Below are 23926 nucleotides of genomic sequence, written 5' to 3'. Positions count from 1 at the left end.
CTCCGGGATGAAACCGACAAGCTGGATACCCTACACTAGGCGCTTTTGCGATTCAGCCGGACAGCTAAAACGATGAGCCAAAGCGACCTCAGTTCTCACACGCCGATGATGCAGCAGTACTGGAAACTGAAAAATCAGCATCCAGAACAACTGATGTTCTACCGCATGGGCGACTTCTACGAGATCTTCTACGAGGACGCAAAAAAGGCCGCCAAACTGCTGGACATCACCCTGACCGCCCGTGGCCAGTCTGCCGGCCAGGCGATCCCCATGTGCGGAATCCCATTCCATTCTCTGGAAGGCTACCTGGCCAAGCTGGTCAAGCTGGGCGAGTCGGTGGTGATCTGCGAGCAGGTCGGCGACCCGGCCACCAGCAAAGGCCCGGTGGAGCGCCAGGTGGTGCGTATCATCACCCCCGGCACCATCAGTGACGAAGCCCTGCTCGATGAGCGCCGCGATAACCTGTTGGCTGCCGTGCTGGGCGATGAGCGCTTGTTCGGCCTGGCCGTACTGGATATCACCAGCGGGCGCTTCAGCGTGTTGGAGATCAAAGGCTGGGAAAATCTGCTGGCCGAGCTTGAACGCCTCAATCCGGTTGAGCTGCTGATCCCCGATGACTGGCCACAGGATCTGCCAGCAGAAAAACGCCGGGGCTCACGCCGTCGCGCGCCCTGGGACTTCGAACGCGATACCGCACATAAGAGCCTGTGCCAACAGTTCGGCACGCAGGACCTCAAGGGTTTTGGCTGCGAGAGTCTGACCCTGGCCATCGGCGCTGCCGGCTGCCTGCTGGCCTACGCCAAGGAAACCCAGCGCACTGCTCTGCCGCACTTGCGCAGCCTGCGCCATGAGCGCCTAGATGACACAGTGATTCTCGATGGTGCCAGCCGGCGCAACCTGGAGCTGGACATCAACCTCGCCGGCGGACGCGACAACACCCTGCAGTCGGTAGTCGACCGCTGCCAAACCGCCATGGGCAGCCGCCTGCTCAGCCGCTGGCTAAATCGCCCGCTGCGCGACCGCAATATTCTCGAAGCGCGTCAGGAGTCAATTGCCTGCTTGCTGGAGCGCTACCGCTTCGAAACCCTGCAGCCGCAGCTCAAGGAAATTGGCGATCTGGAGCGCATCCTCGCCCGTATCGGCCTGCGCAATGCGCGCCCGCGCGACCTGGCGCGCCTGCGTGATGCCCTCGCGGCCCTGCCCACGCTGCAGATGGCCATGACCAATCTGGAAGCGCCGCACCTGAGTGAGCTGGCGGGTGTGGTCAGCACCTACCCAGAACTGGCTGAGCTGCTGGCCCGGGCGATTATCGATAACCCGCCAGCGGTGATCCGCGACGGCGGTGTGATGAAAACCGGTTACGACGCCGAGCTGGATGAGCTGCAATCGCTTAGCGAGAACGCCGGCCAATACCTGATGGACCTGGAAGCGCGCGAGAAAGCCCGCACCGGCCTGGCCAACCTCAAGGTCGGTTACAACCGCGTGCACGGCTACTTTATCGAGCTGCCGAGCAAGCAGGCCGAATCGGCGCCGGCCGACTATATCCGCCGGCAGACTCTGAAAGGCGCCGAGCGCTTTATCACGCCCGAACTGAAAGAGTTCGAAGACAAGGCGCTGTCGGCCAAGAGCCGCGCCCTGGCCCGCGAGAAGATGCTCTATGACGAGTTGCTGGAGCGCCTGATCAGTCACCTCGGCCCACTGCAGGACAGCGCAGCCGCTCTGGCCGAGCTGGATGTACTGAGCAACCTGGCAGAACGTGCGCTGAATCTGGATCTCAATCGCCCGCGCTTTGTCGATGAGCCCTGCATGCGTATCGACCAGGGCCGTCACCCGGTAGTTGAGCAGGTCTTGACCACGCCATTTGTGGCCAACGACCTGAGCCTGGACGATGACACGCGCATGCTGATCATTACCGGGCCGAACATGGGTGGTAAATCCACCTATATGCGCCAGACCGCACTGATTGTACTGCTCGCGCATATCGGCAGCTTCGTGCCGGCGAAAAGCTGTGAGCTGTCACTGGTTGACCGCATCTTTACCCGTATCGGCTCAAGCGATGACCTGGCGGGCGGCCGCTCGACCTTTATGGTGGAGATGAGCGAAACCGCCAACATCCTGCACAACGCCAGCGAGCGCAGCCTGGTGCTGATGGATGAAGTCGGCCGCGGCACCAGCACCTTCGACGGCCTGTCGCTGGCCTGGGCTGCTGCTGAGCAGTTGGCCAAGTTGCGTGCCTACACCCTGTTCGCCACCCACTATTTCGAGCTGACGGTACTGCCGGAAAGCCAGCCTATCGTGGCCAACGTGCATTTGAATGCTACCGAGCATAATGAACGCATCGTGTTCCTTCACCACGTGCTGCCCGGCCCGGCCAGCCAGAGTTATGGCCTGGCTGTGGCACAACTGGCGGGGGTGCCGAGCGAAGTTATTCTGCGTGCACGCGAGCACTTGGCGCGTCTGGAAACCACCAGCCTGCCCCACGAACTCCCCCCAACACAGCCAGGCCAGAGCGCTGCGCCACTGCAAAGCGATATGTTCGCCAGCCTGCCGCACCCACTGCTGGAGGAATTGCAGAAGATCAATCCTGATGATCTGACTCCGCGAAAAGCGCTGGAGCTGTTATATACATGGAAAACACGCTTCTAACGTTATTGCGCGCAAACTGTTAGAATCGCGCGCATTTTTACGACAGCCCGACTTCAAGCCTGAGCCGTGGCCATTACCCCTAGCCTGCTGAAACCCGCATAGAACGGGGCAGGCTGGCGCCCGAGGAGAGAATCAGAGATGACCTTCGTCGTTACCGACAACTGCGTCAAATGCAAATACACCGACTGCGTAGAAGTCTGCCCGGTGGACTGCTTCTACGAAGGCCCGAACTTCCTGGTGATTCACCCGGACGAGTGCATCGACTGCGCACTCTGCGAGCCTGAGTGCCCTGCACAAGCCATCTTCTCCGAAGATGAGGTGCCGGAAGACCAGCAGGAATACATTGAGCTGAACGCTGATCTGGCCGAAGTCTGGCCAAACATCACCGAGAAGAAAGAGTCCCTGCCGGACGCTGAAGAGTGGGATGGCGTGAAAGACAAACTGCAGTACCTGGAGCGCTAGTCGCTACATTTGTGCGCTGCACACTAAAAACCCGCCTTGCGCGGGTTTTTACTTTTCTGCTGCCAGAAAATGCCAAGAGCAGGCGCAGGGCATAAAACGCAGGCAAAAAAAGGGGCGACTCGCGTCGCCCACTCTTTTGTCCCTAGTCCCTGTATTTCCCAGCTCATCGTCCTGATGAATCGCGTCCTGCGATGTCCTGATTGTCATCCTGACAACCTGTGCTTGTCCCTGAGCACAGGTGTAATACTAGCCACTTCGACGCCCTGAACAAGCAGCGAAAATACCCAGGCGGCGACATTCCCGACTTTACGACTATAAAAATAAATCAATTAAAACAAATACTTATAAAATTAAATGACGCTTTTCTACCCTACTAAAGCACCGATAGCTTACGCCCCTTGTAAGCAATGGCTTACATAAGCACTCACAAAACACACCTACACCAACAAACTGCAAGCCATAAAAAACCCGGCCTAAGCCGGGTTCTCAGGTTACCGCCTGACACTCACTGGAACAGTGAATCACTCGAAAGCCCATTCTTCTCCAGAATCTCCCGCAGCCGCTTGAGAGCCTCTACCTGAATCTGCCGCACCCGTTCACGGGTCAGGCCGATTTCCTGGCCAACTTCTTCCAAGGTGCAGCTTTCATGGCCACGCAGACCGAAGCGGCGAATCACCACCTCGCGCTGCTTATCGGTGAGCTCAGACAGCCACTGGTCAATGCTCTGCGACAGGTCATCATCCTGCAGCAACTCACAGGGGTCTGTTGGACGTTCATCAGTCAGGGTATCGAGCAGGGTTTTGTCAGAGTCCTGACCTAGGGAGACATCTACCGAGGAAACCCGCTCGTTCAGGCCGAGCATACGTTTGACTTCACCCACCGGTTTTTCCAGCAGGTTGGCAATTTCTTCTGCCGAGGGCTCATGGTCGAGCTTCTGGGTCAATTCGCGAGCAGCACGCAGGTAGACGTTGAGCTCTTTGACCACATGAATGGGTAAACGAATGGTACGGGTCTGATTCATGATCGCCCGTTCGATGGTCTGACGGATCCACCAGGTTGCATAGGTCGAGAAACGGAAACCACGCTCAGGGTCGAACTTCTCGACCGCACGAATCAGACCGAGGTTACCCTCTTCAATCAGATCCAACAGGGACAAACCGCGATTGACGTAACGACGGGCGATCTTCACTACCAGGCGCAGGTTGCTTTCGATCATGCGCTTGCGGCCGGCGGGATCACCCTTCTGCGCCAAGCGCGCGAAGAACACTTCTTCTTCAGGAGTCAGGAGAGGGGAAAAGCCGATTTCATTGAGGTACAGCTGAGTGGCGTCGAGTGCACGGGTGTAATCGATATATTTGTGTTGCTTGCTGCTGGTAGCGGACGCTTTTGCTTTGCTGCGGGAAAGTGGCGGTTGCGCTTCTTCGTCTGAATCATCGTCAAGGACAATAGCGGGCTCCATCAGGAGCACTTCATCATCGACGTCAAACTCCGGCGCTTCTTTTTTATTGAGAGCCATTTTTGTTATTCCTTGCTGAGTTCGACAGCAAGCCCTAGCGTGACCAAGTCCCTGGTTACACCAAAGCCTGTCCCTCCCACGTGGTGGAGACAGGCTAGCGCTAGATCAACGTCGTGGCAGGTATTGCAGCGGGTCTACAGGTTTACCCTGGCGGCGCACTTCAAAATGCAGCTTCACCCGGTCGGTTCCTGTGGAACCCATCTCGGCAATTTTCTGCCCGGCTTTGACCTGTTGCCCCTCCTGCACCAACAGCCTGCGGTTATGACCGTAGGCGCTTACGTAGGTATCGCTATGTTTGATGATTACCAATTCGCCGTAGCCCCGTAAACCACTCCCGGCGTAGACCACTGAACCATCAGACGCAGCTAAAACAGGCTGGCCCAATTCTCCGGCGATATCAATGCCTTTATTCAAACTGCCGTTTGAGGAAAATCGCCCGATAACCGGGCCATTGGAGGGCCATAACCATCCGGAAGCAGAACGCTGAGTTGGCGGCAGCGCAGTCACGCTTGGGGTTGTCTTCACCGGTGCTGGCGGCGTGGTCTGTACGGGCCGGCCCTGCACCGGTGTGCTTGGACGACTGGACGGCTGAGCAACTACCACAGGTGCAGTCGCGACAACTGGCGGTCGACTGGCCGGCTGGCCGTCAAAACGAATGACCTGGCCAACCCGAATCAGATAAGGCGGCGCAATACCGTTACGGGCCGCCAGTGCTTTCCAGTCCCAGCCAAAGCGGAACGCGATGGAGTACAGGGTATCGCCACGCTGCACTTGGTATTGCCCACTACTGACCGGCTGACGCTGCGGCGCCTGACTGGCACCACCTCCATGGTTGCGATCAACCACTTTCACCCCACCCGGTGGCGGGCTCGCGCAGGCGCTAAGCAGCGCACTGAGGACAAGGCCACTCAACAGGCTACGGGCACCGCTGACGCGATTCGGCAATTGAATGGCTGTGAAACTCACCTGCGTCTCCCGAAACTGACTACATCTTGCTGGCATGCATTGTGCCGCAATTATGGGTTATCACCAGCGCTTTGCAGGCTACGACTTGCCAACCACTCCAGACCCAACACCAGGGCAATACCGGCAACGGCCAACACAATGGCTAACAGCACCTGTGGATCCTGCCCGCTGACCTCTGCGAAACGCTCAGGCCAGAGGTTGTTTTGCAATACAGGCACCTGTGCACCATGGCTGTCAGTACGCCAGCTCAGGGTTTCCTTCCAGGGCCAGATCTTGTTCAGCGAGCCGACCATCAGCCCAGTCAGAAATGCCAGGGTCAGGTCACGCCAGCGAGCCAGCAACCAACGCAGGAAACCGGCAAAACTGACAATCCCCACCAGGCAACCGCTGGCGAAGATCAACAACACAGTGATGTCCAGGCTCTTCACCGCTCCCAACACAAAGCTGTAAAGGCCCATCAGTACCAGCAAAAAGCTGCCGGAAATGCCTGGCAGAATCATCGCGCAGATGGCGATGGCACCCGCCAGGAATAGGCTCAACGGGTCATGCCCCCACTGCAACGGAGCGGCAACGGTAATCCAGTAGGCGAACGCCACACCCAGCAGCAGACTGACCACCCGTGTCCAGTTCCAGCGCTGAATTTCCCTGACCACCAGGTGGGTGGACACCAGAATCAGGCCAAAAAAGAATGACCAGACCGGAATCGGCTGTTCGGCCAATAAATAGGTGATCAAGCGCGCCAGGCTCAACACACTGGTCATGATGCCCAGCAGCAGCACCAGCAGAAATGTTGCATTGGCGGCCTTCCAGGCCTCGGCAATACGCCCGCGCAACAGCAGACCCAAAGCGATTGGCACACTGGCAATCGAACGCAGCAGTTCGTCATAGATACCACTGACAAACGCGATAGTGCCACCCGACACACCCGGCACGACGTCAGCAGCGCCCATGGCAATGCCTTTGGCGTAGAGCAGGAAATACTTCTTCATGGGTTCATCCGTAAACAATCGAATCAGGCCAGCGGCCCATTTAGCAGCGGTACAAAACGCACCGCATCGAGCACATGCCGGGAGAAGCCGTCGTCCTCGCGGACAATCAGCAACAATTCCTGCACATCTCCCGCACCGACCGGGATCACCAGACGCCCACCTGGAGCCAGCTGGTCGAGCAACGCTTGCGGCACATTGGCCGCCGCTGCCGTGACGATGATGCCGTTGTATGGGCCCAGAGCATTCCAGCCCTCCCAGCCATCGCCCCAGCGAAATACCACATTGCGCAGATTGAGCTGGGCCAGGCGCTCCTTGGCTTTTTCCTGCAGGCCCTGGATGCGCTCGACGCTGAATACGCGCTCAACCAGCTGCGCCAGAATCGCGGTCTGATAGCCCGAGCCGGTACCGATCTCCAGTACCTTGTCCAAAGGACCTGCCGCCAGCAACAGCTCGCTCATGCGCGCAACCATATAGGGCTGCGAGATGGTCTGGTTGTTGCCGATTGGCAGGGCGGTGTCTTCATAGGCGCGATGGGCAAGGGCTTCATCAACAAACAGATGACGGGGCGTGCGGCGAATAGTTTCCAGCACATGGGCGTTGGACAGCCCTTCCTCGTAAAGTCGCTGAATCAGCCGCTCGCGGGTGCGCTGCGAGGTCATGCCGATGCCGCGATGGTGCAACTCATCCTGTTCCCGGCGGATCACAGCAGCCCCTCCAGCCAGGGCTGCAGGCTGTTGAAGCCATCAGCAAAAGTACGGTCCAGCTGCAGCGGGGTGACCGAAACATAGCCCTGCATTACCGCATGGAAATCCGTACCGGGGCCGCCATCTTCGGCATCACCGGCCACCGAGATCCAGTAACCCTCTTTTCCGCGCGGATTGACCACTTTGACCGGCGCCGCAGCGCGGGCGCGGTGTCCCAGGCGGGTCAGTTGGATGCCACGGATATGCTCCAGCGGCAGGTTGGGAATATTCACATTGAGTACGGTGCGCGGCGGCAGATCGAGCTGCTCATGCGCCTCGACCAGCTTGCGGGCGAAATAGGCAGCAGTCGGCAGGTTATCCGGCAGGCGTGAAAGCAGAGAGAAGGCAAACGCCGGACGCGTCAGAAAGCGCCCTTCGAGAGCTGCAGCAACGGTGCCGGAATACAGCACGTCGTCGCCCAGATTGGCGCCCAGGTTGATGCCGGACACCACCAGATCCGCGACTTGCGGCAGCAGGCCGTTAAGGCCCAGGTGCACGCAATCGGTCGGCGTACCGTTAAGGCTGATATAGCCATTAGGCAGCGTGGTCGGGTGCAGCGGGCGATCGAGGGTGAGCGAGCTGCTCGCGCCGCTCTTGTCCTGATCGGGGGCAATCACCGTGCACTCGGCATAGTCGGCCAACGCCGCATGCAGCGCAGCCAGGCCTGGCGCAGCAACGCCGTCATCATTGGAAATCAGAATACGCATGGGTTGTCCGTCTGCCCTGCAGGCAACAGATCGACGAGCTCACGCACCAAAACGGTGGCAAAGCATCCAGCCGGCAGGACGAATTCCAGTTGCAGAATGTCAGGCTCGGGATAATGCCACGACAGGCCGCCAATGGGGAGGCGCAGGATACGCCGTTCGTGCGTCATGTCTGCTTCTGCCAACCAGTCGACCAAGACGCTTTCGCGTGCGGCCAGATCCTGCTCCAGCGCTTGCGCGATACCCGCAGCGCCAGAGACGCCTGCGCCCCAAAGCGGGCCCGTTGGGTGCAGATCGAGAATCGCCAGACGCGGATCGCTGCACTCCGCCTCGCCGGCCGAAAAGAAGCTGCGGCTGTCGGTAAAGGCCAGCAGATCCCCCAGCAGCGCCTGATTCCAGGTGCCGGCGGCGACCCGCTCAGCCAGCACCTGATTGAACAGATAACTGCGTGCTGCCGAGAGCACCCGCGAACGCACATTGCGCTTCTCCGGCAGGCTCTTGTTCGCCGCAAAGTGCCGGGCATGGGCGACATTGCCGCCTTCATGGCCGAAACGCTGCAAGCCGTAATAATTGGGAATGCCCTGAGCGGCGATCTGGGTCAGACGCTGATCCAGCGCCTCGCGATCCGCAGCCAGCTGGGTCAGGCGCAGGGTAAAACCATTGGCCGCGTGAGCGCCGCGCTGCAGTTTGCGGGTATGCCGCACCTGCTTGAGGATGCTCAAGCTGGCATCTTCGGCGGCGCTCAGGTCGGGATCGACCTTGCCCGGCAAGTGCAGGCTGAACCACTGACGGGTCAGCGCCTGACGATCCTTGAGCCCGGCGTAGCTGATCAACTTCAACGGCACGCCGGCCGCGCGGGCAATACGCTTGGCCGCTTCCTCGGTGTTCAGCTCGCGCTTTTCCACCCATAGCCAAAGGTGCTCACCCTCGCCTGCCAGGGGAATATCCAGTACTTCATCGACCTGAAAATCTTCCGCCACAGCCTTGAGCACCGCCGTGCCACAAGGTTCGCCATAGGCGCGCGGGCCGAGCAATTCGAGTTCATTCATCGAGCGACCAACAGCGCGACAGCATACACGGCAATGCCTTCTTCACGCCCGGTAAAGCCGAGTTTCTCGGTGGTAGTGGCCTTGACGTTGACCTGATCCAGGCTCACCTGCAGGTCCTCGGCAATCCGCGCGCGCATGGTCTCGATATGCGGTGCCATCTTCGGCGCCTGGGCGACGATGGTGGCGTCGACATTGCCCACCTGCCAGCCCTTGGCATGCACCAGACCGAGCACATGGCGCAGCAGCACGCGACTGTCGGCGCCCTTGAAGGTCGGGTCGGTATCGGGGAAGTGTTTGCCGATATCACCCAACGCGGCCGCGCCGAGCAAAGCATCGCTCAGGGCATGCAGCAGCACGTCACCATCGGAGTGAGCCAGCAGGCCGAATTTATGGGGAATCTGCACGCCGCCCAGGGTGATGAAGTCGCCCTCACCGAAGCGGTGCACATCGTAGCCGTGGCCAATACGCATAAGAAACAACGCCCTGAAAAAGTCAGGGCGTGATTCTAACTGAAAGCTACAGGATCAACCCGGCTAGCTGGCCGTCGGTCAGTAGCGGTTCAGCCCAACAACGCCTTGGCGTGATGACGCAGGTGGTCATCGATAAAGCTGGCGATAAAGTAGTAGCTGTGGTCGTAGCCCGGCTGCAGACGCAGAGTCAGCGGATGACCTGCGGCCTGCGCCGCAGCCTTCAGCGCATCCGGCTTGAGCTGGTTTTCCAGGAAGTCATCACGATCACCCTGATCGACCAGAATCGGCAGCTTTTCCGTGGCTTCGCTGAGCAAGACGCAGGCGTCCCATTCGCGCCAGCGCGAACGTTCATCGCCGAGATAGCGCGAAAACGCCTTCTCACCCCAGGGACAGTTGCTCGGGTTGCTGATCGGCGCAAAGGCCGACAACGACTGATAGCGCCCCGGATTGCGCAAGGCGCAGACCAATGCACCGTGCCCGCCCATGGAGTGGCCGCTGATACCGCGCTTGTCGGATACGGGAAAGTTCGCCTCGATCAGCGCCGGCAGTTCCTGCACCACGTAGTCGTACATGCGGTAATGCCGCGCCCAGGGCTCTTGGGTGGCGTTCAGGTAGAAGCCGGCACCCAGACCGAAATCCCAGGCCTTGTCCGGATCATCCGGCACATCGGGACCACGTGGGCTGGTATCCGGCGCAACGATGATCAACCCCTGCTCGGCCGCCAGCTTGTGCGCGCCGGCCTTCTGCATAAAGTTCTCATCGGTGCAGGTCAGCCCGCTCAGCCAGTACAGCACCGGCAATGTGCCGCCCTGCTCAGCCTGCGGCGGCAGATACACAGCAAACACCATGTCGCAACCCAGCACCGCCGAACGATGGCGATAGCGCTTGTGCCAACCACCGGCACTCTTCTGGCAGGAAATATTTTCCAAGGTCATAAGGCCTCCAGTGGGCGGCCATCACAGCCGCCCAGCGTGATCAGAAGTGGATAACCGTGCGGATGCTCTTGCCTTCATGCATCAGATCGAAGGCCTTGTTGATGTCGTCCAGCGGCATGTTGTGGGTGATAAAGGTATCCAGCGGAATTTCACCCTTTTGCGCCTTTTCCACATAGCTCGGCAGTTCGGTGCGGCCCTTGACGCCACCGAAGGCTGAACCGCGCCAGACGCGGCCGGTCACCAGCTGGAACGGACGGGTACTGATTTCCTGACCGGCACCGGCCACGCCGATAATCACCGACTCCCCCCAGCCCTTGTGCGCGCACTCCAGCGCGGCGCGCATCAGCTGCACATTGCCCACGCACTCGAAGGAATAATCCACGCCGCCGTCAGTCATCTCGATAATCACGTCCTGAATCGGCTTGGCGAAATCCTTGGGGTTAACGAAATCGGTCGCGCCCAGCTCACGGGCCACCTCGAACTTGGCCGGGTTGATGTCGATGGCAATGATGCGTGAGGCCTTGGCCATCTTCGCGCCGATGATCGCGGCCAAACCGATACCGCCGAGACCGAAGATCGCCACAGTAGCGCCCTCTTCCACCTTGGCGGTGTTGAGCACGGCACCAATCCCGGTGGTCACGCCACAACCGAGCAAGCAGACCTTCTCCAGCGGCGCCTCCTTGGGGATCACCGCCAGGGAAACTTCCGGCAACACGGTGTATTCGGAGAACGTCGAGCAGCCCATGTAGTGGTAAATCGGCTCGCCGTTGTAGCTGAAGCGGCTGGTGCCATCCGGCATCAGGCCCTTGCCCTGAGTAGCGCGTACCGAGTTGCACAGGTTGGTTTTGCCGGACTTGCAGAACTTGCAGGCACGACACTCGGCGGTGTACAGCGGAATCACGTGGTCACCCACCTTGACCGAGGTCACACCCTCACCGATGGCCTCGACGATGCCACCGCCTTCATGACCGAGAATCGCCGGGAATACCCCTTCGGAATCCTCCCCCGACAGGGTGTAGGCATCGGTGTGGCACACGCCGGTGGCGACAATGCGCACTAGCACTTCACCGGCCTTGGGCGGCGCTACGTCGACCTCGACGATTTGCAGCGGCTGATTGGGGGCAAAGGCTACGGCAGCACGGGACTTGATCATGATCGCTCTCCAGCAGATTCGACGGTGGCGCAGAGTGTAGATCAGTGATGCAGATAGATAATCGAACAAAAAACAAAACATTCTTGCTATACAGGGACAATCAATTCGCAACAGGACATCTGCCATGAATCGCTGGGAAGGCCTTGATGAATTTGTCGCGGTCGCTGAATGCGGCCAGTTCACCGCTGCCGCCGAACGCCTGAGCCTGTCATCCTCCCAGGTCAGCCGGCAGATAGCGCGACTGGAGGAGCGCCTGCAAACCCGCCTGTTCTACCGCAGCACCCGCCGCGTGGCGCTGACCGAGGCAGGGCAAACCTTTCTGCAGCACTGTCAGCGCCTGCAGGATGCCCGCGAGGAAGCCCTACGCGCCGTCGGCGATCTGGGTAGTGAGCCCAAGGGGCTGCTGCGCATGACCTGCGCCGTGGCCTATGGCGAGCGCTTTATCGTGCCGCTGGTCACCGACTTTATGGTGCTGCACCCTCAGTTGCGGGTGGACATCGAGCTGAGTAATCGCACCCTGGATCTGCTGCATGAAGGCCTCGACCTGGCCATCCGCCTCGGTCGCTTGCAGGACTCGCGCCTGGTAGCCACACGTCTGGCGCCACGGCAGATGTACTTGTGCGCTGCACCGGCGTACCTGCAACGCTATGGCAGGCCGCATTCGCTGTCGGAACTGGCGCGGCACAACTGCCTGATCGGCAGTTCGGATCTCTGGAGTTTTCAGGCCAGCGGCCGCGATTCAAGCCTGCGGGTGCAAGGCAACTGGCGCTGCAACAGCGGCCAGGCGGTGCTGGAAGCGGCGCTGCGCGGCATTGGCCTGTGCCAACTGCCGGACTATTACGTGCTGGAACATTTGCGCAGCGGCGCACTGGTCTCATTACTGGATAACCAACAACCGCCGGATACTGCGGTGTGGGCGCTGTATCCACAGCAACGTCACCTGTCGCCCAAGGTACGCCAGCTGGTGGAGTTTCTTAAGCAGGGGTTGGCTCAGCGCAGCGAGTATCGCTAGAACCTGTTTACGATCTGCTACGCGTCGGCCCTGCTGCGTTAAAAACAGGCTCTTAGCTCTTGAGGTGCCAAAGACTGGCCAGACTGCGCAAGTCTTCCGGGCGAGTGACTTTCAGGTTATCCGCACGCCCCTCGATCAGGCGCGGTGCCTGTCCGGACCACTCGATAGCGGAGGCCTCATCGGTAATCGCCACACCGGCAATCAAGGCATCAGCCAAGGCACGCTGCAACTCGCCAAGGCGGAACATCTGCGGGGTAAAAGCCTGCCAGATGGTTGAGCGATCCACCGTAGCCTGCACCCGGCCATCAGCACCAGCACGCTTGAGCGTATCGCGCGCCGGCACGGCCAACAGGCCGCCGACCGGGTCATCGGCCAGTTCGCTGAGCAGCAAGTCAAGATCGCTGCGCGCCAGGTTGGGCCGCGCCGCATCGTGCACCAGCACCCAATCCTGCTCTTGAGCACCCAGTTCAGTGAGGCGCAGCAGGCCGCTAAGCACCGAATCAGCGCGCTCGGCACCACCATCGGCACGATGGATGCGCGGATCATGGGCACAACTCAGGGTCAGCCAGTAGGGATCATCCGTCGCCAGACTGACCACCACGGCCCGCAGCTGCGGATGCTCAAGAAAGCACGCCAGGGTATGTTCGATAATGCTTTTGCCGGCCAGTTGCAGGTACTGCTTGGGCCGGTCGGCGCGCATCCGGCTGCCAATACCGGCAGCAGGGATCAACGCCCAGAAAGGGGGTAATACGGACGTATTCATTCAGCCAACTGATAGAGGGTTTCGCCCTCTTTAAGCATGCCCAGCTCATGGCGCGCACGCTCTTCGACGGTTTCCATCCCGCTTTTCAGCTCCAGCACTTCGGCTTCAAGAATCCGATTGCGCTCTTGCAGCTGCTGGTTTTCGCCCTGTTGATCGGCGATCTGCTGCTGCAACTGGGCCACCTGCGCCAGGCTGCCATCGCCGACCCACAGGCGATACTGCAGGCCTGCCAACACGGCAATCAGCACGATAAATACCCAGTAAAAGTTATTGCGCATAGCGTAGAAAGCTTCCGAACGAAAAAGGGGCGACTCGCGCCGCCCCTCTTTTACCATGCCTGGGTTCAACCACGGAACTCGGCGCGGCCGTTGTACGGTGCCTTACCCGCCAGCTGCTCTTCAATACGCAGCAGTTGGTTGTACTTGGACACGCGGTCCGAGCGGCACAGCGAGCCAGTCTTGATCTGGCCAGCAGCAGTACCGACCGCCAGATCAGCAATGGTGCTGTCTTCGGTTTCACCCGAACGGTGCGAAATCACGGCGGTGTAACCGGCAGCCTTGGCCATCTGGATGGCTTGCAGGGTTTCGGTCAGGGTGCCGATCTGGTTGAACTTGATCAGGATCGAGTTGCCGATCGACTCATCAATGCCGCGCTTGAGGATCTTGGTGTTGGTGACGAACAGGTCATCACCTACCAATTGCACCTTTTCGCCGATCTTGTCGGTCAGCACTTTCCAGCCAGCCCAATCGGACTCATCCATGCCATCTTCGATGGAGATGATCGGGTAACGCTGGGTCAGGCCCGCCAGGTAGTCGGCAAAACCTTCGGCGCTGAACACCTTTCCTTCGCCAGCCAGGTCATACTGACCGTCCTTGAAGAACTCGCTGGAAGCGCAGTCCAGTGCCAGGGTCACGTCATCACCCAGTTTGTAGCCGGCATTGGCCACGGCTTCGGCGATAGCGGCCAGCGCATCTTCGTTGGAAGCCAGGTTCGGCGCGAAGCCACCCTCGTCACCCACGGAGGTGCTTAGACCACGGGCCTTCAGCACAGCCTTGAGGTGGTGGAAAATCTCGGTGCCCATGCGCAATGCGTCGGCGAAGGTCTTGGCGCCAACCGGCTGAACCATGAACTCCTGAATATCGACGTTGTTATCAGCGTGCTCGCCGCCGTTGATGATGTTCATCATCGGTACTGGCATCGAGTAAACGCCAGGTGTGCCGTTCAGGTCGGCAATGTGTGCGTACAGCGGCACGCCCTTGGCCTGCGCAGCAGCCTTGGCCGCAGCCAGGGATACAGCGAGGATGGCGTTGGCGCCCAGGGTGGCTTTGTTTTCAGTGCCATCAAGGGCAATCATCGCCTGGTCAAGAGCTTGCTGATCGGCAGCATCTTTACCCAGCAGCAGGTCGCGAATCGGGCCATTGATGTTGGCCACGGCCTTCAGCACACCCTTGCCCAGGTAACGGCTCTTGTCGCCATCACGCAGTTCCAGCGCTTCGCGCGAACCGGTGGAGGCACCGGACGGCGCACAGGCGCTGCCGATGATGCCGCCGTCGAGAATTACATCGGCTTCCACAGTCGGGTTACCACGGGAATCGAGAACCTCACGGCCTTTGATGTCGACGATCTTTGCCATTGCGTGTAGCACTCCAAAAAATTGACGAAAAGGGTAGTACCGAGTTGCACACTCATTACGCACTGGCAGTGACTCCAGCGCACAACATGTACTGACTATTTAGTCAGATTGTATACAAGCAGCACTTTACCGAAGATTTGCCGTTTCAGGCAGTCTCAATCGGCGCAAAACTCTTGATCAAATCATCCAGCTGCTTGAGCTGGGTGAGGAACGGCTCCAGCTTGTCCAGGCGCAAGGCGCAAGGGCCGTCGCACTTGGCGCTGTCCGGGTCCGGATGGGCTTCGAGGAACAGACCAGCCAGGCCCTGGCTCATACCCGCCTTGGCCAGGTCGGTAACCTGAGCACGGCGACCACCTGCGGAGTCGGCGCGACCACCTGGCATTTGCAGGGCGTGGGTCACGTCGAAAAACACCGGGTAGTTCATCTGCTTCATGATGCCGAAGCCGAGCATGTCCACTACCAGGTTGTTGTAGCCGAAGCTGGAACCGCGCTCGCAGAGAATCAGTTGATCATTACCGGCCTCTTCGCACTTGGTCAGGATGTGCTTCATCTCCTGGGGTGCGAGGAACTGGGCCTTCTTGATATTGATCACCGCACCCGTCTTGGCCATGGCCACGACCAGATCGGTCTGCCGCGAGAGAAACGCCGGCAACTGGATAATGTCGCAGACCGCCGCCACTGGTGCGGCTTGCTCAGGCTCATGCACATCGGTAATCACCGGCACGCCGAAGGTCTTCTTCACTTCCTCGAAAACCTTCATGCCCTCGTCCAGGCCAGGGCCACGGAAGGAGGTGATGGACGAACGATTGGCCTTGTCGAAACTGGCCTTGAACACGTAGGGGATACCGAGCTTTTCGGTAACCCGCACATACTCTTCGCACGCACGCATGGCCAAGTCGCGCGACTCAATGACGTTGATCCCGCCAAACAGCACAAAAGGCTTGTCGTTGGCGATCTCGATGTTGCCGACCTTGATGATCTTCTGGGTCATGCCTCAGGCCTTCTTCGCTTGCTGGGCCAGGGCGGCATTGACGAAACCACTGAACAGCGGGTGGCCATCACGCGGCGTCGAGGTGAACTCCGGGTGGAACTGGCAAGCGACGAACCACGGATGATCGGGCGCTTCAACCACTTCAACCAGCGCGCCGTCGCCCGAGCGACCGGTGACCTTGAGGCCGGCATCGATCAATTGCGGCAGCAGGTTGTTGTTCACTTCATAGCGATGACGATGGCGCTCGACGATCACATCCTTGCCGTAGCAGGCATGTACTTGCGAACCGGCCTGCAGCTGGCAATCCTGTGCGCCAAGACGCATGGTGCCACCCAGGTCAGAAGAATCGCTGCGCGTTTCAACTTCACCTGTCGCGTCCTGCCATTCAGTGATCAAACCAACGACTGGATGTTGGCTGGAGGTATCAAACTCAGTGGAGTTGGCATCCGTCCAACCCAGCACATTGCGGGCGAACTCGATAACCGCGACCTGCATGCCAAGGCAGATACCCAGGTAGGGAATCTTGTTCTCACGGGCGTACTGCACGGTCTTGATTTTGCCTTCCACACCGCGCAGGCCGAACCCGCCCGGAACCAGAATGGCATCGACACCTTCGAGCAGGCTGGTGCCTTTGTTCTCGATGTCTTCGGAGTCGATATAACGCAGGTTGACCTTGGTGCGGTTCTGGATGCCGGCATGGCTCATCGCTTCGATCAGCGACTTGTAAGCGTCCAGCAACTCCATGTACTTGCCGACCATGGCGATGTTGACTTCTTTTTCCGGGTTGAGCTTGGCATCTACCACGCGGTCCCACTCGGACAGATCGGCACCGCCACATTCCAGACCGAAACGCTCGACAACAAAGTCATCCAGCCCTTGAGCATGCAGCACACCCGGAATCTTGTAGATGGTGTCGACGTCTTCCAGGCTGATCACCGCACGCTCTTCGACGTTGGTGAACAGGGCGATCTTGCGGCGCGAGGACACATCCACCGGATGGTCAGAGCGGCAGATCAGCACGTCAGGCTGCAAGCCGATGGAGCGCAGCTCTTTTACCGAGTGTTGAGTCGGTTTGGTCTTGGTTTCGCCAGCTGTGGCGATGTACGGCACCAGGGTCAGGTGCATCAGCATGGCACACTTGGCGCCCACTTCTACACGCAACTGGCGAATGGCTTCAAGAAACGGCTGCGACTCGATGTCACCCACCGTACCGCCAATTTCGACCATGGCCACGTCGGCATCGCCAGCACCCTTGATAATGCGGCGCTTGATTTCATCGGTGATGTGCGGGATGACCTGAATGGTCGCACCCAGGTAATCACCACGGCGCTCGCGTCGCAGCACGTCTTCGTAGACGCGGCCAGTGGTGAAGTTGTTGTTCTGGGTCATGGTGGTGCGGATAAACCGCTCATAGTGGCCCAGGTCGAGGTCGGTCTCAGCGCCGTCGTGGGTGACGAACACCTCACCGTGCTGAAACGGGCTCATGGTGCCCGGATCGACGTTGATATAGGGATCCAGCTTGAGCATGGTGACCTTCAGGCCCCGCGCCTCCAGGATAGCCGCCAATGAAGCCGAGGCGATGCCTTTCCCCAATGAAGAAACAACACCACCCGTGACGAATATGTAGCGCGTCATGAAAAACCCTAGAAGTCTGCGTTTAAGCGGTCAATGCCGCCAGGGAAAGCGAAGGAATACCGAAGCGGCTCTCTGCAATGCTCTGCAATGAGCTAGCCCTGTCGATTCCCAAGGGAGTCAACAAAAGCTCTAGTAAGACGGGAGCGTAGTCTACCGGAAAGGGCTTATCAGCTCAAACCTTGATCATTGGTCGGCGGTTGCCAATGCAATTGCCAGCTGCCATCGGCGGCGCCCTGCAAACCTGGCAGGTTGGCGATTGCTACCACCTGGTTATCCAGGCGCAGCAGTGGCAGACGGTCGCGAACAAAGGTCGGTACACGCAGCTCATTAAATAGACGTTTGAGATCGCGGCGTCCGCGCCCAGGTAACAATATCTGGTCACTGGCCTGGCGATAGCCCAACCGCCAATTGCCCGCAGGCAGCTGACCGTTAATCCGCACATGACCATTAGCGGGCAATGCCATCTGCTGACTACCTTGAACCACAGCGCTGAGCGCTGCTGGCTCGCGCAGCCAATCACCCGCCAACCACCACAGACGGTCATCACTGCGGCGCAACTCCCCCGCCGCCAGCCTCCAGATTGGTGCAGCATCCGACGCTGCATCACGCAACGCCTGCCAACCGGCCCAGTGCTCGCTATCGGGCATCGCCGTCAGCGGCCTCAACCAGTAACGTAGAGCATTGCGCTGGCGCGGCTCACTCAGGTCGCGCAGCGTAGGCAATGCCAGGTTGGGTAACGACAGCCATGAAAACTCCGCTGACCTCTGCGTGGCAGCTATATCCTGCTGCGCCAATTCATCGAGCAACTGCGCTGCCTCACTCAAGTGAGCAGCGCTACGAGCCATATTAGCTGAGGCATGCGGCCAGCGACTGAGCAGCGCAGGCAATACCTGACGCCGTAAGTAGTTACGTGAAAAACGCTCATCGGCATTCGACGGATCATCGATCCAGACCAGCCCGTGAGCTTGCGCATAGGCCAGCAACTCGGCGCGCGAGTAGCCCAGCAAGGGCCGCAGCAAATACCCTGCCCCCAGCGCGCGACTGACCGGCATACCCGCCAAGCCCTGCGCACCCGCGCCGCGCAGCAGACGAAACAGCAGGGTTTCCGCCTGGTCATCGCGATGCTGCGCGGTCAGCAGCAATTCGCCTGTGCCGAGACGGGCCACAAAGGCCGCATAGCGGGCATCGCGCGCAGCACGCTCAAGACTGGCGCCAGGCGCCACCTGCACATATTCAACCTGCAACGGCACAGACAAGGCGGCGCAAAGCTCACGACAATGCGCCGGCCAGGCATCAGCCACAGCCTGCATGCCGTGATGAATATGAATAGCGGAAAGAGGCGGCAACGTCTCTCGCTGCGCGAGGCTGGCCAGCAGGTGCAACAGCACCGTGGAATCCAGCCCGCCGGACAGCGCCACACACCAGCCCGGAGCATTCCTCCAGGGCTGTAAAGCATCGTATAGACGGGTATGCAGAGCGTTCATTGGCCAAGCTTAAAACAACAACGGGCCCGAAGGCCCGTTGTATGCGCTACGTCTGAGCAATCAGGCAATGCCGTAGCTCATCAGACGCTCATAACGACGCTTGAGCAGCGCATCGGTATCGAGCCTCTTGAGGGTTTTCAGCTGAGCCAGCAGCGCCTGACGAATCGATTCGGCCGCAGCTGCCGGGTCACTATGTGCGCCGCCCAGCGGCTCACCGATGACCTGATCGACAATGCCCAGTCCTTTCAGACGCTCGGCGGTGATCCCCATGGCTTCGGCTGCATCAGGTGCCTTCTCGGCAGTCTTCCACAGAATCGAGGCACAGCCTTCCGGCGAAATCACCGAGTAGGTGGAGTACTGCAGCATATTCAGCTGGTCGCACACACCGATGGCCAGTGCGCCGCCGGAGCCGCCCTCACCGATCACGGTGGCGATAATCGGGGTTTTCAGACGTGCCATGACACGCAGGTTCCAGGCAATCGCCTCACTCTGCCCACGCTCTTCCGCGTCAATCCCCGGATACGCACCTGGCGTATCGATAAAGGTGAGAATCGGCATCTTGAAGCGCTCGGCCATCTCCATCAGACGGCAGGCCTTGCGGTAGCCTTCAGGGCGCGGCATGCCGAAGTTGCGACGGACCTTTTCGCGAATCTCGCGGCCTTTCTGATGACCAATCACCATGACCGGCTGGCCATCCAGACGCGCCACGCCACCGACCAGGGCAGCGTCGTCGGAGAAGTGGCGGTCACCGTGCAGCTCGTCGAATTCGGTAAAGATGTGCTGCAGGTAATCCAGGGTGTAGGGGCGGCGCGGGTGACGCGCCAGCTGAGCGATCTGCCAGCTGCTGAGGTTGCCGAAAATGCTTTCGGTCAGCGCGCTGCTCTTGTCTTGCAGGCGGGCGATTTCATCAGTGATGTTCAACGAGTTGTCGTTACCGACCAGGCGAAGCTCTTCGATCTTGGCTTGCAGGTCGGCGATCGGCTGTTCGAAATCGAGAAAATTCGGGTTCATAGTCATCCGTCTTGCGTCGACGGCCAAGTGGCCGGGAGCTGTATCCGTTATCGCGCCCTACCATATAGCAGCGGGCGCATTCAGGTCGACACCCGAAATGGCAGGAAAGTTTTCCGTGCACATTGCGGCGTATCACGACCAACCGGCGAGGCCGCAGCCCCGCAAATCAGCGGTAGTGCAAAAAGACGTTGTCGCGACCGAACTGGTCACGCAATGCTTGAATCAGACTGTCAGCCGGCTCGATGCGCCAGTTATCGCCAAATTGCAGCTGCGCCTTGGCCTCGCTGCCGCTGTAGTCGACGGTGATCGGGCACGCGCCGCGATGACGACTGCACAGCTCGGCCAACCAGCGCAGGCGGTCGCCCTGCAGCGCACTGCTGGCGACTTTAAGGCGCAAACTGTCGGCCAGGCCGGTGCGCGCCTCTTCCAGGCTCATCACCCGCTTGGCACGCAGGCGCAGGCCACCGGAGAAGTCGTCGTTGCTCACCTCACCCTCGACCACCACCAGAGCATCGGTCTGCAGCAAGGCCTGAGCACTGTTGAAGGCTTCGGCAAACAGCGAAGCCTCGATGCGCCCGGAGCGATCGTCGAGAGTGATAAAGCCCATTTTGTCGCCTTTCTTGTTCTTCATCACGCGCAGGTTGACCACCAGCCCGGCAATCGTCTGGTCACCGCGCGCGGCCTTCAGGTCGACAATGCGCTGGCGAGCAAAGCGCCGCACCTCACCTTCGTACTCATCAATCGGGTGACCGGTCAGGTACAGCCCAAGAGTGTCTTTCTCGCCCTTGAGACGCTCCTTTAGCGTCAACTCGCGGGCACGCAGATGATTGAGGTAAACATCCGCCTCGGCATCGGCAAAGACGCCGCCAAACAGGTCCATGTGCCCGCTTTCAGCGCTACGCGCGGTCTGCTCGGCGGCCTGTACGGCCTCTTCCATCGCCGCCAACAGCACCGCGCGGTTACGGTCGATATTGGCATTGTAGGCTTTCAGTTCTTCATGGAAATGCGGGCCGAGGCGATCCAGTGCACCGCTGCGAATCAGCGCTTCCAGGGTGCGCTTGTTGATGCGCTTGAGGTCAACCCGCGCACAGAAGTCGAACAGATCCGTGAACGGACCAGCCTCGCGCGCCTCGACAATCGCCTCCACCGGCCCTTCACCGACACCCTTGATCGCACCCAGGCCGTAAACGATCCAGCCCTCGTTGTTCACCGTGAACTTGAACTCGGAGATGTTCACATCCGGCGCGTCGAGGCGCAGCTTCATGCTGCGGCACTCCTCGATCAGGGTGACCACCTTGTCGGTGTTGTGCATATCCGCCGACAGCACCGCGGCCATAAATGGCGCCGGATGGTGCGCCTTGAGCCATGCAGTCTGATAGGACACCAGGCCATAGGCGGCGGAGTGAGATTTGTTGAAGCCGTAACCGGCGAACTTTTCCACCAGGTCGAAGATGTTACCGGCCAGGTCGGCATCGATGCCGTTATTGGCACAACCTTCAATAAAGCCGCCGCGCTGCTTGGCCATTTCCTCAGGTTTTTTCTTACCCATGGCGCGGCGCAGCATGTCCGCACCGCCGAGGGTGTAGCCGGCCATCACCTGAGCAATCTGCATCACCTGCTCCTGGTACAGGATGATGCCGTAGGTCGGTTTCAGTACCGGCTCAAGGCCGGCGTACTGGTAGTCCTGATGCGGATAGGAAATCGGCTCGCGACCGTGTTTACGGTTGATGAAGTCGTCCACCATGCCCGATTGCAGCGGGCCAGGACGGAACAGCGCCACCAGAGCGATCATGTCTTCCAGGCAGTCGGGCTTGAGCTTTTTGATCAGCTCCTTCATGCCGCGCGATTCAAGCTGGAACACCGCGGTGGTTTCAGCCTTCTGCAACATGGCGAACGTTGGCTTGTCGTCCAACGGAATGAAATCGATGTTCAAATCCGGCAGACCCTGCTTGGCCTGCTCGCGATTGATGGTCTCCATCGCCCATTTGATGATGGTCAGGGTACGCAGGCCGAGGAAGTCGAACTTCACCAGACCGGCCTGCTCCACATCATCCTTGTCGAACTGGGTAACCAGACCGCCGCCTTCGTCGTCACAGGCAATCGGTGAGAAGTCGGTGAGTTTGGTGGGCGCGATCACCACACCACCGGCGTGTTTACCGGTACCGCGACAGATGCCTTCGAGCTTGAGCGACATGTCCCAGATTTCCCGGGCGTCTTCGTCAACCTTGAGGAAGTCGCGCAGCGGCTCCTCCATCTCGTAGGCTTTTTCCAGGGTCATGCCGACTTCGAAGGGGATCATCTTCGACAGGCGGTCGGCCAGGCCGTAGGACTTGCCCTGGGCCCGTGCCACGTCACGCACCACCGCCTTGGCCGCCATGGTGCCGAAGGTGATGATCTGGCTCACCGCGTTACGCCCGTATTTCTCGGCCACGTAGTCGATTACCCGGTCGCGGCCATCCATACAGAAGTCGACGTCGAAGTCGGGCATGGAGACCCGTTCCGGGTTGAGGAAACGTTCGAACAGCAAGTCATAGGCCAGCGGATCAAGGTCGGTGATCTTCTGCACGTAAGCCACCAGCGAACCGGCGCCCGAGCCCCGGCCAGGGCCGACCGGCACGCCGTTGTTCTTCGCCCACTTGATGAAGTCCATTACGATCAGGAAGTAACCGGGGAAGCCCATCTGGATGATGATATCCAGCTCGAAATTCAGCCGGTCGATATAGACCTGCTTCTTCGCCTCATAGTCCGGAGTGTCCTTGGGCAGCAGCACTTCCAGCCGCTCGTCCAGGCCCTCGAAGGACACCTGACGAAAGTACTCGTCGATGGTCATACCCGCCGGCACGGGGAAGTCCGGCAGGAAGTATTTACCCAGCTGCACTTCGATGTTGCAGCGTTTGGCGATCTCGACAGTGTTTTCCAGCGCCTCGGGCAGGTCGCTGAACAACTCGGCCATTTCTTGCGGGCTTTTCAGGTATTGCTGATCGGAATAGCTGCGCGGCCGGCGCGGGTCGTCCAGGCTGCGGCCTTCACCAATACATACACGGGTTTCGTGGGCCTCGAAATCGTCCGGCTTGATAAAACGCACATCGTTGGTCGCCACCAACGGCGCACCGAACCTGTCAGCCAAGGCTACGGCAGCATGCAGGTGCTCTTCATCATTGACCCGGTTGGTGCGTTGTACTTCCAGGTAGAAACGCTCGGGGAAAACGGCCATCCATTCCTGCAACCGCGCTTCAGCCGTGGCCAGCTCACCATCAAGCAAGGCATGGCCGACCTCTCCCTCTTTCGCGCCAGACAAAGCAATCAGGCCCTCGGCCGCTTCCTTGACCCAGTCACGCTGGATAATCACCAGATCATTGCTCTGCCCTTCGCTCCAGCCACGCGAGACCAGTTCGGTAAGGTTGCGATAGCCCTTGGCATTCATCGCCAGCAGGGTCATGCGGCTTAGTGGGCCGTCTTCCTCAGCGCTGGCCAGCCAGATATCGGCGCCACAGATCGGCTTGATGCCACCGCCCATGGCCGCTTTATAGAACTTCACCAGCGAGCACATATTGCTCATATCAGTGACCGCCACCGCCGGCATCCCGGCTGCTGCCACTGACTTGATCAGTGGTTTGACCCGCACCAGCCCATCGACCAGGGAAAACTCGGTGTGCAAACGCAGGTGGACGAAGGAGGCGGTCATGGCAGTCCTATACAAAACACAAAAACGATAAGGCCCGGATTGTACCGGGCCAAGGTGCAAACACCAGCCTGTGGATCAG

Annotated in this window: 20 protein-coding genes; 3 read left to right on the top strand and 17 right to left on the bottom strand. The window is 59.7% G+C overall.

Annotated features, from left to right (window positions below):
* The first annotated feature begins 72 nt into the window (after positions 1 to 72).
* Both mutS and fdxA read left to right on the top strand, forming a co-directional pair.
* On the top strand, positions 73 to 2646 hold the full coding sequence (gene mutS, locus IOD17_RS05790; RefSeq protein WP_233684118.1) for a DNA mismatch repair protein MutS: 2574 nt from the start codon (positions 73 to 75) through the stop codon (positions 2644 to 2646).
* Between the two features lie 138 nt (positions 2647 to 2784).
* Positions 2785 to 3108, top strand: a complete 324-nt coding sequence (fdxA, locus tag IOD17_RS05785; RefSeq protein ID WP_090248347.1) for a ferredoxin FdxA — start codon at positions 2785 to 2787, stop codon at positions 3106 to 3108.
* Positions 3109 to 3613: 505 nt separating this feature from the next.
* On the opposite strand, the gene rpoS is transcribed toward fdxA, so the two are convergent.
* The 9 genes from rpoS to IOD17_RS05740 all read right to left on the bottom strand — a co-directional run bounded on the left by rpoS (position 3614) and on the right by IOD17_RS05740 (position 11633).
* Entirely contained in the window at positions 3614 to 4624 is a 1011-nt protein-coding gene (gene rpoS, locus IOD17_RS05780; protein WP_233684117.1) for an RNA polymerase sigma factor RpoS, read from the bottom strand.
* A gap of 105 nt (positions 4625 to 4729) precedes the next feature.
* Entirely contained in the window at positions 4730 to 5590 is an 861-nt protein-coding gene (locus tag IOD17_RS05775) for a peptidoglycan DD-metalloendopeptidase family protein (protein WP_233684116.1), read from the bottom strand.
* A 50-nt stretch (positions 5591 to 5640) separates the two neighbouring features.
* On the bottom strand, positions 5641 to 6579 hold the full coding sequence (locus IOD17_RS05770; protein WP_233684115.1) for a DUF368 domain-containing protein: 939 nt from the start codon (positions 6577 to 6579) through the stop codon (positions 5641 to 5643).
* Positions 6580 to 6602: 23 nt separating this feature from the next.
* Entirely contained in the window at positions 6603 to 7238 is a 636-nt protein-coding gene (locus IOD17_RS05765; RefSeq protein ID WP_233684530.1) for a protein-L-isoaspartate(D-aspartate) O-methyltransferase, read from the bottom strand.
* Between the two features lie 41 nt (positions 7239 to 7279).
* Entirely contained in the window at positions 7280 to 8029 is a 750-nt protein-coding gene (surE, locus tag IOD17_RS05760) for a 5'/3'-nucleotidase SurE (protein WP_233684114.1), read from the bottom strand.
* The gene (gene truD / locus IOD17_RS05755) at positions 8017 to 9075 is read right to left on the bottom strand and encodes a tRNA pseudouridine(13) synthase TruD (RefSeq protein WP_233684113.1); all 1059 of its coding nucleotides are present in this window, start codon (positions 9073 to 9075) and stop codon (positions 8017 to 8019) included. The genes surE and truD overlap by 13 nt, the downstream gene beginning before the upstream one ends.
* Complete coding sequence (gene ispF, locus IOD17_RS05750; protein ID WP_233684112.1) at positions 9072 to 9545, bottom strand: 2-C-methyl-D-erythritol 2,4-cyclodiphosphate synthase; 474 nt, start codon at positions 9543 to 9545, stop codon at positions 9072 to 9074. Before ispF ends, truD begins: the two co-directional genes overlap by 4 nt.
* 89 nt (positions 9546 to 9634) lie before the next feature.
* Positions 9635 to 10480 carry an S-formylglutathione hydrolase gene (gene fghA, locus IOD17_RS05745; protein ID WP_233684111.1) on the bottom strand — a complete coding sequence of 282 codons (846 nt, stop codon included), beginning with the start codon at positions 10478 to 10480 and terminating at the stop codon, positions 9635 to 9637.
* A 40-nt stretch (positions 10481 to 10520) separates the two neighbouring features.
* Positions 10521 to 11633: an S-(hydroxymethyl)glutathione dehydrogenase/class III alcohol dehydrogenase gene (locus tag IOD17_RS05740; protein ID WP_233684110.1), complete on the bottom strand. Its 1113-nt coding sequence runs from the start codon at positions 11631 to 11633 to the stop codon at positions 10521 to 10523.
* Positions 11634 to 11757: 124 nt separating this feature from the next.
* Between IOD17_RS05740 and IOD17_RS05735 the strand changes: the two genes are divergently transcribed.
* Complete coding sequence (locus IOD17_RS05735) at positions 11758 to 12645, top strand: LysR substrate-binding domain-containing protein (RefSeq protein WP_233684109.1); 888 nt, start codon at positions 11758 to 11760, stop codon at positions 12643 to 12645.
* A gap of 52 nt (positions 12646 to 12697) precedes the next feature.
* On the opposite strand, the gene ispD is transcribed toward IOD17_RS05735, so the two are convergent.
* From ispD to dnaE, 8 genes are all read right to left on the bottom strand, one after another.
* A complete protein-coding gene (ispD, locus tag IOD17_RS05730) occupies positions 12698 to 13408 on the bottom strand; it encodes a 2-C-methyl-D-erythritol 4-phosphate cytidylyltransferase (RefSeq protein WP_233684108.1) in 711 nt (236 codons plus the stop codon).
* Positions 13405 to 13686 (bottom strand): cell division protein FtsB, encoded by a 282-nt coding sequence (ftsB, locus tag IOD17_RS05725; protein WP_090248365.1) that lies wholly within the window; start codon positions 13684 to 13686, stop codon positions 13405 to 13407. Before ftsB ends, ispD begins: the two co-directional genes overlap by 4 nt.
* 65 nt (positions 13687 to 13751) lie before the next feature.
* Entirely contained in the window at positions 13752 to 15041 is a 1290-nt protein-coding gene (gene eno, locus IOD17_RS05720; protein ID WP_233684107.1) for a phosphopyruvate hydratase, read from the bottom strand.
* Positions 15042 to 15186: 145 nt separating this feature from the next.
* Positions 15187 to 16032, bottom strand: coding sequence for a 3-deoxy-8-phosphooctulonate synthase (gene kdsA / locus IOD17_RS05715; RefSeq protein ID WP_233684106.1), 846 nt, complete (start codon positions 16030 to 16032; stop codon positions 15187 to 15189).
* A 3-nt stretch (positions 16033 to 16035) separates the two neighbouring features.
* Positions 16036 to 17667: a CTP synthase gene (locus IOD17_RS05710; protein ID WP_233684105.1), complete on the bottom strand. Its 1632-nt coding sequence runs from the start codon at positions 17665 to 17667 to the stop codon at positions 16036 to 16038.
* Positions 17668 to 17834: 167 nt separating this feature from the next.
* Complete coding sequence (gene tilS, locus IOD17_RS05705; protein WP_233684104.1) at positions 17835 to 19151, bottom strand: tRNA lysidine(34) synthetase TilS; 1317 nt, start codon at positions 19149 to 19151, stop codon at positions 17835 to 17837.
* A gap of 60 nt (positions 19152 to 19211) precedes the next feature.
* The gene (accA, locus tag IOD17_RS05700; RefSeq protein WP_233684103.1) at positions 19212 to 20162 is read right to left on the bottom strand and encodes an acetyl-CoA carboxylase carboxyl transferase subunit alpha; all 951 of its coding nucleotides are present in this window, start codon (positions 20160 to 20162) and stop codon (positions 19212 to 19214) included.
* A gap of 166 nt (positions 20163 to 20328) precedes the next feature.
* Complete coding sequence (gene dnaE, locus IOD17_RS05695) at positions 20329 to 23847, bottom strand: DNA polymerase III subunit alpha (protein WP_233684102.1); 3519 nt, start codon at positions 23845 to 23847, stop codon at positions 20329 to 20331.
* Between the last annotated feature and the right edge of the window lie 79 nt (positions 23848 to 23926).

The organism is Pseudomonas anguilliseptica, assembly GCF_021375795.1.
Classification (GTDB): domain Bacteria; phylum Pseudomonadota; class Gammaproteobacteria; order Pseudomonadales; family Pseudomonadaceae; genus Aquipseudomonas; species Aquipseudomonas anguilliseptica_A.
Note: the sequence above shows the minus strand (reverse complement) of the source record. Positions and strands in the feature narration are given on the sequence as shown.

Excerpts from the sequence above, each read along its gene's own strand:
- mutS (WP_233684118.1), top strand. The coding sequence starts at position 73 with ATGAGCCAAAGCGACCTCAGTTCTCACACGCCGATGATGCAGCAGTAC.
- fdxA (WP_090248347.1), top strand. The coding sequence starts at position 2,785 with ATGACCTTCGTCGTTACCGACAACTGCGTCAAATGCAAATACACCGAC.
- rpoS (WP_233684117.1), bottom strand. The coding sequence starts at position 4,624 with ATGGCTCTCAATAAAAAAGAAGCGCCGGAGTTTGACGTCGATGATGAA.
- IOD17_RS05770 (WP_233684115.1), bottom strand. The coding sequence starts at position 6,579 with ATGAAGAAGTATTTCCTGCTCTACGCCAAAGGCATTGCCATGGGCGCT.
- IOD17_RS05765 (WP_233684530.1), bottom strand. The coding sequence starts at position 7,238 with ATGACCTCGCAGCGCACCCGCGAGCGGCTGATTCAGCGACTTTACGAG.
- surE (WP_233684114.1), bottom strand. The coding sequence starts at position 8,029 with ATGCGTATTCTGATTTCCAATGATGACGGCGTTGCTGCGCCAGGCCTG.
- truD (WP_233684113.1), bottom strand. The coding sequence starts at position 9,075 with ATGAATGAACTCGAATTGCTCGGCCCGCGCGCCTATGGCGAACCTTGT.
- ispF (WP_233684112.1), bottom strand. The coding sequence starts at position 9,545 with ATGCGTATTGGCCACGGCTACGATGTGCACCGCTTCGGTGAGGGCGAC.
- fghA (WP_233684111.1), bottom strand. The coding sequence starts at position 10,480 with ATGACCTTGGAAAATATTTCCTGCCAGAAGAGTGCCGGTGGTTGGCAC.
- IOD17_RS05740 (WP_233684110.1), bottom strand. The coding sequence starts at position 11,633 with ATGATCAAGTCCCGTGCTGCCGTAGCCTTTGCCCCCAATCAGCCGCTG.
- IOD17_RS05735 (WP_233684109.1), top strand. The coding sequence starts at position 11,758 with ATGAATCGCTGGGAAGGCCTTGATGAATTTGTCGCGGTCGCTGAATGC.
- ispD (WP_233684108.1), bottom strand. The coding sequence starts at position 13,408 with ATGAATACGTCCGTATTACCCCCTTTCTGGGCGTTGATCCCTGCTGCC.
- ftsB (WP_090248365.1), bottom strand. The coding sequence starts at position 13,686 with ATGCGCAATAACTTTTACTGGGTATTTATCGTGCTGATTGCCGTGTTG.
- eno (WP_233684107.1), bottom strand. The coding sequence starts at position 15,041 with ATGGCAAAGATCGTCGACATCAAAGGCCGTGAGGTTCTCGATTCCCGT.
- kdsA (WP_233684106.1), bottom strand. The coding sequence starts at position 16,032 with ATGACCCAGAAGATCATCAAGGTCGGCAACATCGAGATCGCCAACGAC.
- IOD17_RS05710 (WP_233684105.1), bottom strand. The coding sequence starts at position 17,667 with ATGACGCGCTACATATTCGTCACGGGTGGTGTTGTTTCTTCATTGGGG.
- tilS (WP_233684104.1), bottom strand. The coding sequence starts at position 19,151 with ATGAACGCTCTGCATACCCGTCTATACGATGCTTTACAGCCCTGGAGG.
- accA (WP_233684103.1), bottom strand. The coding sequence starts at position 20,162 with ATGAACCCGAATTTTCTCGATTTCGAACAGCCGATCGCCGACCTGCAA.
- dnaE (WP_233684102.1), bottom strand. The coding sequence starts at position 23,847 with ATGACCGCCTCCTTCGTCCACCTGCGTTTGCACACCGAGTTTTCCCTG.